This is a genomic window from Shewanella sp. JNE2, from assembly GCF_023159115.1.
GTDB lineage: Bacteria > Pseudomonadota > Gammaproteobacteria > Enterobacterales > Shewanellaceae > Shewanella > Shewanella putrefaciens.
Map to the genome: position 1 here is coordinate 3762998 of NZ_CP096169.1, position 17362 is coordinate 3780359.

Genomic DNA, 17362 nt, shown 5'->3' on the forward strand with positions numbered 1-17362 from the left:
AATGTGAATGTGCCATCCATACCATAGAGAGCCAACTTCGTAATGCCCAGTATTCCCCTCCCCAATACTGGGCATAACACTTACGACGTAGTGACATCGCCACCAGTGACAACAGAACTAACCGCTTAAATATCAAACTGGGAGTTAGATCACTCGAAAAACTTTGATCCCGATCGACTATCGCTTTCAATACCTCTTGTGAGGTATACCCACATTTTTTATCAGGTCTAGACTCGCAGAAATCAGCACTTAGTTGTCCTTTAAAATCTTCGCAACTGAGTCAAAACCACCTAAAGGTCACCCGCGATGAGTCAGGAATACCATATTACTAGCCTTGTGGTACATGCAGCCCCCAATGCCTTGCAGCAGGTTGAAGCAGATATTAGTGCCTTATTGGGCTGTGATATTCATGCCATCACACCTGAAGGTAAATTGGTTGTCACCCTTGAAGGGAGTAGTCAAAAAGCCATTCTCGACAATGTTGAAGCTATTAATGCCCTGTCCGGCGTGTTATCCGCCAGTTTGATTTACCACCAAGTAGAACCCTTAGAACAAATGAGTGAGGAAATATTATGAGCATAAGTCGCCGCGAGTTTCTCAAGGCCAACGCAGCCCTTGCCGCTGCGACGGCCGTTGGCGTGACGCTTCCCGTGAAAATGGTTGAAGCCGCCGAGTCAGATAATATCAAATGGGATAAAGCGCCCTGCCGTTTTTGCGGCGTAGGATGTAGCGTATTAGTCGGCACTAAAGCGGGTAAAGTCGTTGCCACTAAGGGTGATCCAGAAAGCCCTGTTAACCGTGGCTTAAACTGCATTAAAGGTTACTTCCTGTCGAAAATCATGTACGGCAAGGACAGATTAACCACGCCACTGCTACGGATGAAAGACGGCAAATACCATAAAGAAGGTGAGTTTACCCCTGTTAGCTGGGATGTCGCCCTTGATACTATGGCCGCTAAGTGGAAACACAGCATTGCCACTAAAGGCCCGACTTCTGTCGGTATGTTCGGTTCAGGCCAATGGACGATTTGGGAAGGTTACGCCGCTTCCAAACTGCATAAAGCGGGTTTTTTAACCAATAATATCGACCCTAACGCGCGCCACTGCATGGCCTCGGCTGTGGTTGGCTTTATGCGTACCTTTGGTATCGATGAACCTATGGGTTGCTATGACGATTTAGAAGCCGCTGACCACTTTGTGCTTTGGGGCGCGAATATGGCCGAAATGCACCCTATTTTATGGGCACGTTTATCTGATCGCCGTTTAAGCAGTCCGAGTTGCCGCGTACATGTACTCTCTACCTTTGAGAATCGCAGCTTCGACTTAGCCGATAACCCTATGGTTTTCCATCCGCAATCAGATCTAGTGATCCTCAACTATATCGCCAACTACATCATTCAAAACAAAGCTGTAAACACTGACTTTGTCACTAAACATACTCAATTTGCCTTAGGTGTTGATGATATTGGCTATGGTCTGCGTCCAGATCATCCATTAGAGAAGAAAGCCAAAAACCCTGGCAATGGTAAATCAACCCCAATTAGCTTTGACGAGTACGCTAAGTTCGTCAGCACTTATACGCTGGAATACGCGGCTAAGATGAGTGGTGTGGAGCCTGAAAAACTCGAAACCTTAGCCAAAGCCTATGCCGATCCCAAGGTGAAGGTTATGAGTCTTTGGACCATGGGGATTAACCAACACGTACGTGGCGTATGGGCAAACAATATGCTCTACAACCTCCACTTACTGACGGGCAAAATCGCGACTCCCGGTAACAGCCCATTCTCATTAACAGGTCAACCCTCTGCCTGTGGCACCGCCCGTGAAGTCGGCACCTTTGCCCATCGTCTACCCGCTGACATGGTTGTGGATAACGATAAGCACCGTGCTATTACTGAAAAAATGTGGCAAGTGCCCGAAGGCACGATTCCACCAAAACCGGGTTACCACGCGGTACTTCAAAGCCGTATGCTCAAAGACGGTAAGCTCAATTGTTATTGGACAATGTGTACCAATAACATGCAAGCAGGCCCCAATATCAATGAAGAAATGTATCCGGGCTTCCGTAACCCTGAAAACTTTATCGTGGTATCCGATCCTTATCCTACGGTAACGGCCATGGCGGCGGATTTAATCCTGCCAACGGCAATGTGGGTAGAGAAAGAAGGGGCCTACGGTAATGCCGAGCGCCGCACCCATATGTGGCATCAACAAGTCAAAGCGCCAGAAGGGGCAAAATCCGATCTGTGGCAATTAATGGAATTTGCGAAACGCTTTAATGTGTCAGAGGTGTGGCCTGCAGAGCTTATCGCCAAACAGCCAGAATACGCAGATAAGACCCTGTTTGAAGTGCTATTTGCCAACGGCGTGATCAACAAGTTTCCAACAACCGATTGCAAGGCTGAATTAAACGATGAAAGTCAGCACTTTGGTTTTTATGTACAAAAAGGCATTTTCGAAGAATATGCCGCCTTTGGCCGTGGCCATGCCCATGATTTAGCCGACTTTGACCGCTACCACGAAACCCGTGGTCTGCGCTGGCCAGTGGTCAATGGTAAAGAAACCCTGCGCCGTTTCGTTGAGGGTAGCGATCCTTACGTCAAAGCAGGTGAAGGCTTTAAATTCTATGGTAAGCCAGATGGTAAAGCGGTGATTTTCGCCCTGCCCTATGAGCCTGCAGCGGAAGAGCCGAACTCAGAATACGATCTGTGGATGTCAACTGGCCGCGTGCTCGAACACTGGCATACAGGTTCGATGACAGCACGGGTGCCTGAACTCTATCGCGCTTATCCCGATGCACAAATCTTTATGCATCCAGAAGACGCTAAGGCTCGTGGTCTACAACGTGGTGATGAAGTAGTTGTCGCCTCTCCCCGTGGTGAGGTCAAAACCCGTGTTGAAACCAAAGGCCGTAACAAACCGCCACGCGGCGTAGTGTTTATGCCCTTCTTCGATGCGCGTCAGTTAGTGAACAAGTTGATTCTGGATGCAACCGATCCACTGTCAAAAGAAACTGACTTTAAGAAGTGCCCAGTCAAAGTGATGAAGGCTTAAGCCCTCATTTTTGATAGCGATTAGCTCATTTGATAGCAATTAAGGAGTCTAAGGTGAGTCAGCAAGTTAAGAGTGCATTCACAGCCAAACAAGTCAACCGTCGCCAATTTTTGGCAACGACGGCGAAGGCTGGCTGTGTGATGGGACTCGTGGGATTAGGCTTAACGGCTACGGCAAAAAGCCAAGGCCAGCTCGCCCCTCAAGCTTGCAGGCCGCCAGGTGCCCTTGAAGAAGGCGATTTTCTCTCGGCCTGTGTGCGCTGCGGTTTATGTGTTGAGGCTTGCCCCTACGACACACTATCGCTGGCACGCTGGTTCGATGGCGCCGCCACTGGCACGCCATTCTTTACCGCACGGCGCATTCCCTGCGAGATGTGTGAGGATATTCCCTGCATAAAAGCCTGCCCATCGGGTGCGCTTGATCCTCAGCTTGAACACATTAACGATGCAAAAATGGGCATTGCGGTACTGATAGATGAGAAAAACTGTCTTAACTTTAAGGGATTACGCTGTGATGTCTGCTACCGGGTTTGTCCGTTAATCGACAATGCCATCACCTTAGAGCGCCAGCGCAACAACCAAAGCGATCACCACGCCATGTTTTTACCCACAGTCAACAGCGATACCTGCACTGGCTGTGGCAAATGTGAACATGCCTGTGTACTCGATATTGCAGCAATCAAGGTGCTACCTACGGCATTAGCCCTAGGAAAAACCGCAGAGCACGATACTTACATCAATACAGAAGAAACCACCCTAGAGATGTTAAACAAGGGGTTAGTGCTATGAAGATGAAGACACCAGCGCCTCAATCTAAGAGCACAAATATCTTGGAAACACCTTTTGCTGCGGCTGCAGTTGCGGAACTAGGTTGGTGGCGAGCCCATAAATATCTGCTGCTACGCCGCTTAGTGCAACTAAGTCTTTTCGGTTTATTCGCACTAGGGCCTGTCGCAGGTATTTGGATTCTCAAGGGTAACCTATCGGCAAGTCTATTGCTTGATACTGTCCCTCTGGCCGATCCCTTAGTGGCTTTGCAGGTACTAATGACGGGACATATCCCTGAATTTAGCCTGCTTATTGGTGCTGGGATTATCGCCTTATTTTATGGCGTAGCAGGAGGAAGGGTATTTTGCAGTTGGGTCTGTCCAGTTAACTTGGTTACAGATACCGCGAGTTGGCTAAGACGTCGGCTTAATCTACCTCGCACTAGTGAACTACCTCGTAATTTACGTTATTACCTACTCGCACTGGTACTCTTGTTGCCCTTGATAACAAGCTTAACGGTTTGGGAATGGATTAACCCAGTCCCAGTACTGTATCGAGCAATATTATTTGGCACTGTCGGTAGCTTGTGGCTCCTTGTGGCTATCTTCCTGCTCGATCTATTTATCGTCGAGCGCGCTTGGTGCGGCCATCTTTGCCCTGCGGGAGCCCTGTTTGGTCTCTTGGGCAAACTCAGTCCAATTAAGATCGCCGCACTGCAAGCCAAAGATTGCAACAACTGCATGGATTGTTTTGTCGTTTGTCCTGAAAGACATGTGTTAAAACCTGCACTTAAAGGACAAAACCCGGTGATCTTAAGCCAAGATTGCACCCAATGCGGCCGCTGTATCGATGTCTGCGCCAAGCGTGTATTTAGCTATCAGCATCGTTTCACTTTTGCTAACGCTCACTCTAATACTCAATCATCCACAGAATCTACATTACCCAATATTCGTCAACACATTGCCACCAAGGCGGAGAATGACCAATGAAAAAAATACTCACCTTAGCTGCCATTGTTGTCGCTATCGGCGGCTGCACAGGCCAGAAAGCAGACACTAATTCAGCACCTGTTACCATCAATTCACTCGCTGGTACTTCAGCAATTACCGATATTCGCCCCGCCGATGCTATGCCCGTTTTTCCTACTCGTGGCGCAGCACTCGAACGTAGCTTTAGCGACCAACCTCCGCTTATCCCTCACAAAGATGATTACAAAATTACCTTAGATAAAAATGGTTGCTTAAGCTGCCATAGTTGGGAAAAAGCTGAGCGAATGAAAGCAACACCGGTTGCTAAATCACACGTTATTGATGATAAAGGCACCTTAAACGGACAAAATTATTTCTGTACCCAGTGCCATGTCGCTCAGGCAGAAAATAAAGCACCCTTAGTCGAGAATAAGTTCTCAAACCAATAGACGATACTCCCCTGCCCGTAAAAGCCACTGATATTCAGTGGCTTTTTACTTTCAAAGCCTTGGTGAACTGAGTTGTGATAGCTACACCTTGGTGAGAGCCGCTAAATGCTTGGAATACAGCGCAGAAAAAATATGAGTGTCAGGAAAGGTAAATGGGGGCAGGAAAGAGCGTAATGATGATAAAAAGTAAAACCCAGCCTAGGCTGGGTTTACTTGTTGTTTTGCTTTATGCAAATTACCCACTGAAGCCGTTTGTGCTGCTTGTGTCACTTTCACTTTTTGTACATCCTTTGCCACAGGCATAGCCGCCTGCCACAAAGCACCTACCCATAGACTTGAAGTTGATTTCATCGGTATTCCCCTGTTTTGTTAACAAGGTCAAAGTAATACTTAGGCTATCATCAGTAAAATGAATTAATGCCATAATATGGATTCCATTTAAGCATGAATATTCCAATCAAGACCTTACAGTGTTTTCTGACCTTAGTGGAAACCGAAAACTTTACCCGTGCAGCACAAAAATGTTTTATCACCCAACCAACGCTTAGCAAGATCATCCAAAGGTTAGAGGAAAGTCTAGGAGAAACCCTGCTGATCCGTAACAATCAAAAGGTAGAGCTAACCCAAGCTGGACAGCTTTTTGAACATAGTGCGAGAGAGATCCTAGGCCAATGGCATAGGCTACAAGAAGACATAAGTAACTTAAGTGGACTCAAATCAGGGCGATTGCGATTAGGTGTATGTCCTATGATGAGCAGTCTGATTATCGGTCTGCTGACGAGTTATCGTAAGCGTTATCCGGGTATTGAACTGCAGATGTATGAATACGGTGGATTTGGCTGCGAGCAAGCACTGCTGAATAACAGTTTAGATATCGCCTTTACTGCGCTACCAACAACCCATGAAACAGAGCTAGTCAATCAACCCTTAACCAAGTATCCATTACTCGCTTGTTTGCCAGAGGGACATCCTCTAGCCGATAAATCCCAAATCAATTGGCAAGATTTCGAACCCTATCCTTTTATCCTTTATAACGAGGATTTCTCCCTCGCTAAGCTGATAAACCGCCTCAGTCGTAAGGCTGGTGTGCAATTGAATATTGCCTTTCGTAGCGGTCAGTGGGATTTTCTAGCGGCTATGGTGGAGGCCGATATGGGCGTTGCCATTTTACCTGAGCCTATCTGTCATAAACTCACTAGCAGCAAATTAATCTTCAAACCAATGCAGCCCGCTATGACATGGGATCTCGCACTAATTTGGCGCCAGAGTTTACCCTTAACACCCGCTGCCAATGCGCTGCTGGAATTGAGTAAACAAAAGACCGAATCCTAGAAACCGTCTACCGTCTACCGTCTACCGTCTACCGTCTACCGTCTACCGTCTACCGTCTACCAGAATGTACGCCCATAAAAAAACCGCTGCTAGCCTAGGCTTAGCAGCGGTCTCTATTCGTGTTGAGTTAAGAATTACTTCTTAGCTTCAGCAGCTTTACGCTCTTTAACTTGCTCAACTACTTTTTCAGCTACGCTGTTTGGACATGGTGTGTAGTGTGAGAACTCCATAGAGAACTGACCACGACCAGAAGTCATTGTACGTAGAGTACCGATATAACCGAACATTTCTGATAACGGTACATCAGCCTTGATACGAACACCAGTCACACCTGCGATTTGGTCTTTGATCATGCCACGACGACGGTTTAAGTCACCGATCACATCACCCACGTTGTCTTCTGGGCTGAACACGTCAACTTTCATGATTGGCTCAAGAAGTTGTGGCTTAGCTTTAGCGATAGACTGACGGAATGCCGCTTTAGCAGCGATTTCGAACGCGATAGCTGATGAGTCAACTGCGTGGTAAGCACCATCAGTTAATTCGAACTCTACGTCTAACACTGGGAAGCCAGCGATAGTACCCGTGTTCATCATGCTCGCGAAACCTTTCTCAACTGCAGGCCAGAATTCCTTAGGAACGCTACCACCCACAACTGAAGATTTGAATACGAAACCAGAATTTGGCTCACCAGGACGGATAATGTATTCAATCTTACCGAATTGACCAGAACCACCAGATTGTTTCTTGTGGGTGTATTGGTCTTCAACCATTTGAGTAATGGTTTCGCGGTAGGCCACTTGTGGCTCACCTACGATCAACTCAACGCCGTAAGTACGCTTCAGGATGTCAACTTTGATATCTAAGTGCAGTTCACCCATACCTTTAAGGATGGTTTCACCTGAATCTTCGTCTGTTTCTACGCGGAAAGATGGATCTTCAGCGATCATCTTACCGATAGCGATAGCCATCTTCTCGCTACCACCTTTATCTTTTGGCGCTACTGCGATAGAGATTACTGGCTCAGGGAACACCATGGCTTCTAATGTACATGGGTGCTTAACATCACACAGAGTGTGACCCGTTTGCACGTTCTTCATGCCCACGATAGCGATAATGTCACCAGCTTCAGCCGATTCAATTTCGATACGGTCGTTTGCGTGCATTTCGCACATACGGCCGATACGTTCAGTCTTACCAGTCGCACTGTTAAGAATGGTATCGCCTTTCTTCAAACGGCCAGAATAAACACGTACGAAGGTCAGAGCACCGAAACGGTCGTCCATGATTTTGAACGCTAACGCTTTCAATGGCTCATCGGCAGAAACGATAGCGTGTTCGCCAGTTTCGTTACCTTCTTCGTCAGTTAAAGGCTGTGGATCAACTTCGTTTGGCGCTGGTAAGTAATCAACAACAGCGTCTAGAACCAGTTGCATACCCTTGTTCTTGAACGCAGAACCACAGTATGTTGGGAATAAAGCCATTGTACGAGTACCCTTACGGATACAACGTTTCAGGTCTTCAATCGATGGTTCTTCGCCTTCCATGTAGGCTTCCATCAGATCGTCATCTTGCTCAACAGCAGATTCGATCAGCATTTCACGGTATTCTTCAACTTGATCAACCATGTCAGCTGGAACGTCTGTCACACTGAAGTTTTCTGGTAAACCTGAATCATCCCATATGTAGGCTTTACGGGTTAATAGGTCAACAACACCTTTAAACTCGTCTTCGATACCGATAGGCAGAACCATAACCAGTGGGTTAGCCGCTAAAACATCTCTAGTCTGCTTAACAACACGCAGGAAGTCAGCACCCATACGGTCTAACTTGTTTACGAAGATGATACGAGCAACTTCAGATTCGTTAGCATAGCGCCAGTTAGTTTCTGATTGAGGCTCAACACCGCCGCTACCACAGAATACACCGATACCGCCGTCGAGTACTTTCAGAGAACGGTAAACTTCAACGGTGAAGTCAACGTGCCCTGGGGTATCAATAACGTTGAAACGGTGTTCTTTCCAGAAACAGCTTACTGCTGCTGATTGAATGGTAATACCGCGCTCAGCTTCCTGAACCATGAAGTCTGTTGTAGATTCACCATCGTGTGTTTCACCAGCTTTGTGAATTCTACCAGTTAGCTTAAGAATACGCTCGGTGGTCGTGGTTTTACCCGCGTCAACGTGAGCGAAGATACCAATGTTTCTGTATTTGGATAATTCGGTCATGATTCAACTTTAATGATTAGTTTAAGAAGTAGACGGAGTATGCGACAAACCACCGACACACCGCACATCAGATTATTTTAGGCGCATATTGTAAATTGGAACCCAGTTCTGCGCAAATGACTCTTGCAATTTTTCACGATAAAGTCGTGGTAAATTTTAAAAAAATTTGCACAAATACAAACAAAAACAACCAAGTAAAACAATTTAGCCTAAATTTTAGACAATCAATAAAAATACCTAAAAATATAGCTTTGCAAATGATATTGATGTTTTTCCGGTTTTTTATGCCTTGTATATAAGCTAAATCGCCTAAAAATATGACCTCGAACGGCTTAAGACTTAGCAAGAATGCTCATCATATGACGCATTACCTAAAACAATGAGGTAGGCATTTTATCGACAGCACATCCTTTGAAGCAAAATAGGGCATCCCCCCAAGATTTGGTCAGTATAAAACCCAACACTAATACCGAGTGACCATCAAGTCTTTATGGTAATACTGGTTAAATGAGATAAAAAATACCCGCCAAAGGCGGGTATTCGGAGTATCAGATTTTATTTAGCGTTTAAGCGTCGACGGGCGATACCACAAAGAGTAAATCACCTTGAGACACTTGTTGACCATTGCTGTTCAGAATGCGTTCGATGCGATACTTCTGATCCTCAGGATAAAGTATGGCGCCTTGACGGTTAAAGCCGGCCAAGTTGACCTGCGAGAACATCTTCATCGCTTCAGTTAACGCTAAGGTTTGCTCAACGGTAACAATATCACCTTCTTTCACGAAATCAGGCTCACCCGGTGCAGGAGAGGTATAGAAGATACCCGCGCCTTGGGCTAATACTTTCAATTCGTTACTTTCGCCCACACGTAAAGACTCAGTATCAACACCCACTGTTTCAGCTGCCGCTTCCATTTCTGCGATAAGCGCAGGAATATCAAGTTCAGCCATAAAGCGTGGTAGATAGTTAGTGTCGTATACGCCTTCTTTGAAGGTACCGTCATTTAAGATTAGCTTAAGTAACGGAATGTTAGTTGCGATACCTTTCAGCACTACGCTATCCAGATAAGCATGCAGCTTGGCAATCACATCTTCACGGTTTTCACCGCGCATAATGATTTGCGCAATCAAGCTATCATAGTATGGCGAGACTTCTTTGCCTGGCGCAGCAATTGAGATGATTTCCACATCAGGATGCTCTGGGAATACACACTCAGTGATCTTGCCTGGGTTTGGAATAAGCTGCAGTATGCCATGGCTATCGAGCGCCGCTTTTTCAGCAGTCACACGTACTTCCATCGCATAGCCAATTTCCTTCGGCTCTAAATGCTCGATTGAACGGCCCGCTGCGATATCAAACTGTGCACTCACAATATCGATACCAGAAGTGGCTTCCGTTACTGGATGCTCTACCTGTAGACGGGTGTTCATTTCCATGAAGTACACTTCGTTTGCATCTAAGTTATAGATGAACTCAACAGTACCAGCACCCATATAATCAGTCGCATCACCTAAAGCACGGGTGTAATCCAACACCTGTTTTTTAAGCTCATCCGGCAACATGGTTGAGCCAGATTCTTCGACGACTTTTTGGTTGTTACGTTGTACCGAACAATCACGCAGACCTAACACTTTGGCGTTGCCGAACTTGTCACGCAATAACTGCACTTCGATATGACGCAGTGAGGTCACATATTTTTCTAAGTATAAGTCGCCATTACCAAAAGCTGCAGCCGCTTCGGTCGCTGTCTTTTGGAATAGGCCAATCATATCCTCAGGGCGTTTAACAACCTGAATACCTTTACCACCACCGCCTTGTACGGCTTTCAGCAGTACTGGATAACCAATTTCACTCGCCACGTTAACCGCTTGCTCAGCATTGGTCAGAATACCGTGAGAACCTGGCACGACTGGTACATTTTGCGCTTGAGACGTTTTAATCGCGTTCGACTTATTACCCATAGTGGTCATTGAATGCACGCTAGGGCCAACAAAGTTAACGCCGTTATTCACACACAATGCAGCAAACTGCGGACTTTCAGATAAGAAACCGATACCAGGGTGCAGTGCATCGACTTGCTCATACTCAGCAACTTTCAGCACTGAGTAGGCATTCAAGTAACTTTCATCCGAGGTGTTACCACCGAGGCAAACTAACTTGTCGGTGTCTTTAAGCATGTCTGCTGGCACTGATGTCATATCAGGATCTGAGGCGACTAAGACCACATTGATATTATTATCGTGCGCTTTACGGATCAGTTTAACCGCCGTACAACCACGGGCATGAACCAATACTTTATTGATTGGCTTCATTAACTTACGAGGATCGCTTTGTACGATAACATCTTCTTCAACGGGTGTTTCAACCACCAGTGTCGAGAGTGCATTAATAATCACATCGTTAATGTTTGCAGTTGGCATCGGCATCAAAGGATCGATACTTGCTAACTGGCTGTCTAACGTGTCACTAAATGGGTTATGGACTAAGCCCGCCATTGCACCAGGAACTTTAGACAGATAGTTAGACAGCGTTGCCGTCGATGGCAGGTAAGCAGGAACCACCATTTGCCCTGCAAACGGCATATTCGTGCCAGATAGGTAATAAGTTTGTACCAATGGGTGAGTCACAAAACTCGCCTGTGCACCACCAGTACAATCACCAAAACCAAACATCAATACTGGCAATTCGTTATCACGAATAAAACGGGTAATACGGTCGTTGACTACCGCCATAGAGAAAAGTGCTGCCGCGCCTTCTTTCGTCTGCATACCGCCAGAGCTAATAAAGCACACAACAGGTAACTTACGCTTAGCACACTCAATCAGCAGCGCAGAGAATTTCTCGGCGCTCGCCATATCGAAGGCACCCGCTTGGAATGCGGTGTTAGAGACAGCCACGCCCACACGGACTTTTTGGCCTTTCTCTTTAAAATCCGCAATACCAGTGATTAGACCACAAGGACGTATTCCTTTATCTAAAGCATCTTCAATCGATAAACGGAAACCTGGGAAGTTCAATAAGTTAGCCGACATTTTGTTGCCGTTAATCTCATCAAAACGGGTAAAGAATTGCTTGATGACATTTTCCCATGTCATATTGCCTTTACGCTTTTCGTCCCGCAGTACTTTTTGGATCAATAGATCCTGATAACCCATGGTCAAGCGGTTCCAGAAGTCTTTACGGCGACCGATACGCACAGGGTTTATTGCACCAGTGTATTTGCTAGTATCACTTTCGCTATCAAAATATTCTGGTAGTAGGCGCTCGAAGAAGTAAGTCAGCACCACGAACAAACTGTCATTGAGCTGTGGGAAACCCACACTCTTCCACTGCTCTACACGTACCAACAAGTCGGCACGGTTAGATTGCCCCATAAAGTACTTAAGCCACTTGTAAAATTTGGCTTTATCGTTAGCGGTGTCCTGCGTCGACAGTGCATGGTCAATTGATTTATGCAGCAGATTGTTCACTGAGTTACGTGACAAACTCTTAGACATCATAGCTTCTTTAGCGATTGACGCTAAGCTGCCCACCACGTTGTCGTAAAGTGAGTTAAAGATCAGGATGTTATGGCATTGCCATATAAAATCTTCACGCAGTTCTTCGTTTACCACCACATCCAGCACAGTCAACTGGTTCAACTCAGGCCATTTAGCTTGAGTGACTGACTTAGGTAGATTTTCTAAATGCTGAATAAGCCCTTTAAAGTTATTGGCCGCATTGCTCTTCCAACGGTGATATAAGGACCAACCGATGTTAAATAACAGCGCCTTACGGGCTTTTTTATAGTTTTCTTTTGGTTCACCCAAAATTAAACGGGTCAACATATTACGTTCGGTCGATACTTCATCACGCTTAGCAACAAAGTTAGCCCAAAGCTTGTTTAAATCTTCGTCATAAACCAATTTATCGGGGCTAGACAACCAAGCTTGGAATACCCGATCCTGCTCTTGCTGGATGCGCGTTAACAAGTCGCCTTCAGGCACACTGACCCGCGACAAGCGGCCATATTGTTCCTGAGAAATAGAATGAATACGACTGCGTAACGTAAGATAACGCAGATAACGATAGGCACTACCGAACAGGTTATGGTGATTGGTTGGGCTGGTTGCTACCGCCAATTCTGCGTTCAATTCTAATGCCATCAGGTTTTTAGATGGATTAAGGAAACGCATTAAACTACGGTCATAATGCTCACGTAAATCCTTAGATTCACGCACAAAATTCATTGCGGCACGTTCAACAGTTTCGATACTACTGATAATAGCGCGGCGCAAGTTATGCTGACGCTCATCACGATCGCTCGGTGAAAAATCGATAATGCCATCAATACAGCCGGAGGTATAAAGCTCTTCTGGCGATACACCAACAGATTTTGCGCATTCTTGCCAAGATAAATTGTACTTACGGGCAATACTTTGCAGACCCTGTGGCTGAATCGTGTTGAAAATACCATCGCGCAGCGATAACAGAATGTTCGCCGCCGCTAATGGAATTGCGCCACCTGAATAACCTGCACCGATAACGATACCGACTGTAGGCACGTCAACGTTAGCACTCTCGGCAATCGCCTTAGAAATAGAATGAGCTTGGTTTTGGCTGTTAGCAATTTCGCCAGCATCCGCTCCTGGGGTATCAATTAAATAGATAATTGGCATAGACAATTCGGCAAAATGACGAATTGCTTTACAGGCAGCGTAGTGATGCTCAGGCATCCAAGCACCGTTCGCTGTGGTGCGCTCTTGAGCGATAAAACCAACACGGCGAGTACGAGAACCGAAATTAAGCTCAATTTCGGCACTGTAAAAAGAGCCTAAGTGAGTTTCAGTGATCAATCGGCCTTTAAGATCGGCGATGATACGCTTAGCCCCTGGGCGACCTTTATCTTGAGTCGGCAGGATCACCTTAGCAACGTAACCATCAACATCTAATGATGCCAAATCTTTTAAGTTTGCCTGAATGGCATCTTCACTTAAAAGACCTTTAATTTCTTCCGTTAAACTCTGTTTGCTGTGTTTTGGAAACAGAGAAAAATCCTTTGCCAAATGCTCGGCTTGTAAAAAAAGCGGGTCGGGCGTTTGGGCTTGAGTCATGTGTGTGGGCTGATTTTTGCTGGTCATCAAAAGATCCTCTGCTTAGCCTCTGAAAATTTTTAGCCAATAAATATAACTTTGTTATCCCGCCAAATGCCATTAAACTGCATAAGACGCTATGTTCCATATATGAGACAGTGGGAAAAACATGCCAGATTTAAACGGTATGATGCTATTTGCAGCCGTAGTTAGAGCAAAGGGATTCTCCCAAGCTGCACGTGAAACCGGCCACCCAAAATCCACCATTAGTCGCAAAATCGCGCAGCTTGAAGAACAACTTGGCGTACGATTATTACAGCGCGACACCCGTAACCTGAGTTTGACCCAAGTCGGGGCACTCTTTTATCAACACTGTGATTCCATTCGCAATGAGGTAGAAGCGGCCAAGGCAGTTATCGAGAATACTCACGATGATGTGTCAGGATCATTACGAATTGCAATCCCGGTATCATTTAGCCAAGAATTAATCGCTAACCTCTGTAGCGGATTTATGCGTTTATATCCCAATGTGGAATTAGATGTCCAGTTTACTGACAATGATATAGGTTTAGTCGGAGAAGGATATGACATCGCTATCAAATATGGTCCACTGCAATCATCTGACTTAGTGGCAAGATTATTGTTTGAACGCCAGCCCATTTTAGTCGCAAGTCCGAGTTATCTAAAACTCAGGGGAACACCCGCAACACCACAGGAACTCAGTCAGCACAGTGGCATTTTATTAGGGACTTCACGCTCAGCACCTATCTGGCCCCTCGGCAAAGGCCCACGAAAAACTATGGTGAACTTCCAACGTAAGGTGCGAGTCAATAGCCCTATCATGGTAAAGCAGTTAGCCATGGATGATTTTGGCATTGCCATGCTATCTAATTCTGCTTGTAAGACAGAACTCGCCAATGGACAGCTAGTGCCAATCTTACAGGAATGGCCGATTGAACCTTTTAAGGTTTATGGGGTTTATTCGAGTCGACGCCAACTGGCAACCAATATCAGCGTGTTTTTGGACTTCTTTGTAAAACGCTTTAGCAGCCAAGAAAGCCTGCAATCGTTAATGGGCTAAGGGTTTACCCATTAATAACAAAAAGCCTAGATTATCCCACTAGGCTTTTTGTTTTCATCTGTCACCCATAACACAGTTGATTAGGGGATAATCTTTTCCTGCCTGAGTACTTCTTTTGTAATGGCTTGGCGCAGTGCCAAACCATCCGCTGATGGCATATCCATATTCATTGCAAAAAACCATACATTATCATCGAGTTCTACCCAACCGACCCACCAACCAATGCTCGGTTCGGCCCTTACGGCATAACCCGTTTTTGCGCGGATAATATAGTCACTATTGGCTTCAGTCAGCATGGCTTGCTTAACAATACGCTGACTTCTCTCGGAAACATGCAACTTGTTATGATAAAGCCGACGTAGGAAATCGATTTGCTCTTTGGCTGAGATCCGAATGCCTCCATCTAACCAAAAACTGTCTAAATTGCCTGAGATATCCTCATTGCCATAATCAAAAACAGCGATCATCTTCCCCATGCGAGCATCACCTATTTGGCGAGCAAACTCTTGGTAGATGGGCACAACCGAATACTTCATGGCGCTAATCAAATTATGGTCACGATTCCAGGCGGCAATATCACGATTTTTACCATCCCACTTAAAAACTTGGTGCTCATCTTTCACCATCCCTAAATCGAGAGCAATCAAACTGTTGGGAATTTTAAACGTCGATGCAGGTAAAAAACCTTGATTGGCGCGTTTAAGATTATTAGTGAATCCCTGTTGTTTATTTTCATTCCATAACACCACCACGCCTTTAGCTTGGTGCTGAGTAAAACTGGCATCCCAACTGCGGGTTTCTTGCCACTCTTTTTGGGGCGAGCTAGCAGCAAAAACAGGGGAAGCTGAGATGGAGGACATCACCAATACCGCCGAGATGACGAACAAACGCATAAAATCTCCTTGAAAAAACAAACAATCCAACAAACTAAAAAAGTGATTAAGGCTATCACTTAGCACTACGACATGCCCTAGCAAACTGCTGACCAATTGTGGCAAAAAAGAGGCAAACTAGACCCTATTGCACTGTTGCAGATGGATTAATGCCAGATCCACATGATTTGTGATAGAAGATATTGGTATAAGATCACAAAGATCACTGGGCTTAACTTTATTACCCTCAGCTTGTAGTGCATACTTTTTGGCATAAGAGCCTATCTACACGAAAAAATAATCATTATTTCCAATGAATAACGTCTAATCACTACAGGGAAGCCAAACATGTTGAAGCCAGTGTTAACACTCATCCTCACCACCAGCTTAATGACTACAGCCAGTGCCGTGCAGTTATTTGGTGACGTTGAAGTTTCCCGCCTACCCACAGCCGAAAAAACCATAGGCGACGTAGTCACTCGCTATCAAGCACTTGACGATGGTCTGGCTCAACTGAGCTCAAAGAAAAACGAAGTTGACGCCACCCACTTAGCAGCGCGCCAAGGGCACAGATTGTGGCAACAAGCTGTCCGCGATGTACAGTCAGGGCATTTTGACGACCGACCTTTATACTGGGCTCGCCTTGCTATGCTTAATAGTCTAAAAACCACCAGCGCCAACTTTAAAATGGCCGATTGGCAACAAGACATATTAATGAGTGCAGTTGAAAAAGCCTCACGGGGTTTTAGCGATATTCAATATGGTGATGATGTCCAAATCAAAATATTCCTCACGGGTTTCGATCCTTTCTTCCTCGACAAAGATATCACCCAGAGTAACCCTTCCGGTCTAGTTGCCCTCGCCTTGGATGGTTTTCGCTTTGAAATTAATGGGAAAACGGCGCAAATCGAAACCGCTATGATCCCTGTACGTTTTGAAGATTTTGACCAAGGTCTTATCGAATCGCTATTGAGCCCGATTTATCGTGATCCTAAAACCCAATTTGTGTTCACCGTTAGCATGGGCCGAACCGACTTTGATATCGAACGCTTCCCTGCTCGCAATCGCAGCGCAGCGGCACCCGATAACCAAAACGTCCTCACTGGCGGCACGAAAACCGCGCCCGTTGCCCCTAAGCTCAATGGCAAAGATTTTATCGGCCCCGAATTTGTGGAATTTTCACTGCCCGTCGCAGCCATGCAAGTCAAAGATGGCCAATGGAAAGTCAATGATAACCATACTGTCACAACCCTTACCCGCGGTGAATTTAGCGCGACATCATTAAACGAACTGCAAAACGAAACCTCAGTCGAAGGCTCTGGCGGCGGTTATCTTTCTAATGAAATCTCCTATCGTGCCATAGTCTTGCAGCAAAAGTTTAATAGCCATGCCAAGGTCGGCCACATTCACACACCAAGAGTCAAAGGCTATGACGCAGATACTGAGCAAGCCATAGTCGAACAAGTACGCACTATGGTGATGCAAGCGACGGCGAGTTTATAACAAAGCCACACTGACTGAAACTGACTGAAACTGACTG

At 45.8% G+C, this 17362-nt stretch carries 12 protein-coding genes; 8 read left to right on the top strand and 4 right to left on the bottom strand.

Going from position 1 to position 17362, the window contains the following annotated elements:
* Positions 1-306 precede the first annotated feature (306 nt).
* The 5 genes from MZ182_RS16805 to napB are packed head-to-tail and all read left to right on the top strand — an operon-like array spanning position 307 to position 5237.
* Positions 307-576 (top strand): chaperone NapD, encoded by a 270-nt coding sequence (locus MZ182_RS16805; protein ID WP_011788175.1) that lies wholly within the window; start codon positions 307-309, stop codon positions 574-576.
* Positions 573-3053: a nitrate reductase catalytic subunit NapA gene (gene napA / locus MZ182_RS16810; RefSeq protein WP_011788174.1), complete on the top strand. Its 2481-nt coding sequence runs from the start codon at positions 573-575 to the stop codon at positions 3051-3053. Before MZ182_RS16805 ends, napA begins: the two co-directional genes overlap by 4 nt.
* 53 nt (positions 3054-3106) lie before the next feature.
* On the top strand, positions 3107-3841 hold the full coding sequence (gene napG, locus MZ182_RS16815) for a ferredoxin-type protein NapG (RefSeq protein WP_011788173.1): 735 nt from the start codon (positions 3107-3109) through the stop codon (positions 3839-3841).
* Complete coding sequence (napH, locus tag MZ182_RS16820) at positions 3838-4809, top strand: quinol dehydrogenase ferredoxin subunit NapH (RefSeq protein WP_248066671.1); 972 nt, start codon at positions 3838-3840, stop codon at positions 4807-4809. The genes napG and napH overlap by 4 nt, the downstream gene beginning before the upstream one ends.
* A complete protein-coding gene (napB, locus tag MZ182_RS16825; RefSeq protein ID WP_014611275.1) occupies positions 4806-5237 on the top strand; it encodes a nitrate reductase cytochrome c-type subunit NapB in 432 nt (143 codons plus the stop codon). Before napH ends, napB begins: the two co-directional genes overlap by 4 nt.
* Before the next feature lie 198 nt (positions 5238-5435).
* On the opposite strand, the gene MZ182_RS16830 is transcribed toward napB, so the two are convergent.
* Positions 5436-5588, bottom strand: a complete 153-nt coding sequence (locus MZ182_RS16830; protein WP_014611276.1) for a hypothetical protein — start codon at positions 5586-5588, stop codon at positions 5436-5438.
* Positions 5589-5681: 93 nt separating this feature from the next.
* Between MZ182_RS16830 and MZ182_RS16835 the strand changes: the two genes are divergently transcribed.
* Positions 5682-6569, top strand: coding sequence for a LysR family transcriptional regulator (locus MZ182_RS16835; RefSeq protein WP_248066669.1), 888 nt, complete (start codon positions 5682-5684; stop codon positions 6567-6569).
* Between the two features lie 134 nt (positions 6570-6703).
* Here the strand turns inward: MZ182_RS16835 and fusA are convergent, their stop codons facing one another.
* Both fusA and MZ182_RS16845 read right to left on the bottom strand, forming a co-directional pair.
* Positions 6704-8797, bottom strand: coding sequence for an elongation factor G (gene fusA / locus MZ182_RS16840; protein WP_011788168.1), 2094 nt, complete (start codon positions 8795-8797; stop codon positions 6704-6706).
* Between the two features lie 566 nt (positions 8798-9363).
* Positions 9364-13917: a biotin carboxylase N-terminal domain-containing protein gene (locus tag MZ182_RS16845; protein WP_248066667.1), complete on the bottom strand. Its 4554-nt coding sequence runs from the start codon at positions 13915-13917 to the stop codon at positions 9364-9366.
* A gap of 121 nt (positions 13918-14038) precedes the next feature.
* Between MZ182_RS16845 and MZ182_RS16850 the strand changes: the two genes are divergently transcribed.
* Positions 14039-14950 carry a LysR family transcriptional regulator gene (locus tag MZ182_RS16850; RefSeq protein ID WP_011788166.1) on the top strand — a complete coding sequence of 304 codons (912 nt, stop codon included), beginning with the start codon at positions 14039-14041 and terminating at the stop codon, positions 14948-14950.
* An 80-nt stretch (positions 14951-15030) separates the two neighbouring features.
* Here MZ182_RS16850 and blaOXA read toward each other — a convergent pair whose 3' ends face one another.
* Positions 15031-15843, bottom strand: coding sequence for a class D beta-lactamase (blaOXA, locus tag MZ182_RS16855; protein WP_248066663.1), 813 nt, complete (start codon positions 15841-15843; stop codon positions 15031-15033).
* A gap of 327 nt (positions 15844-16170) precedes the next feature.
* On the opposite strand from blaOXA, the gene MZ182_RS16860 reads away from it, so the two are divergent.
* Positions 16171-17325, top strand: coding sequence for a hypothetical protein (locus MZ182_RS16860; protein WP_014611280.1), 1155 nt, complete (start codon positions 16171-16173; stop codon positions 17323-17325).
* Positions 17326-17362 lie beyond the last annotated feature (37 nt).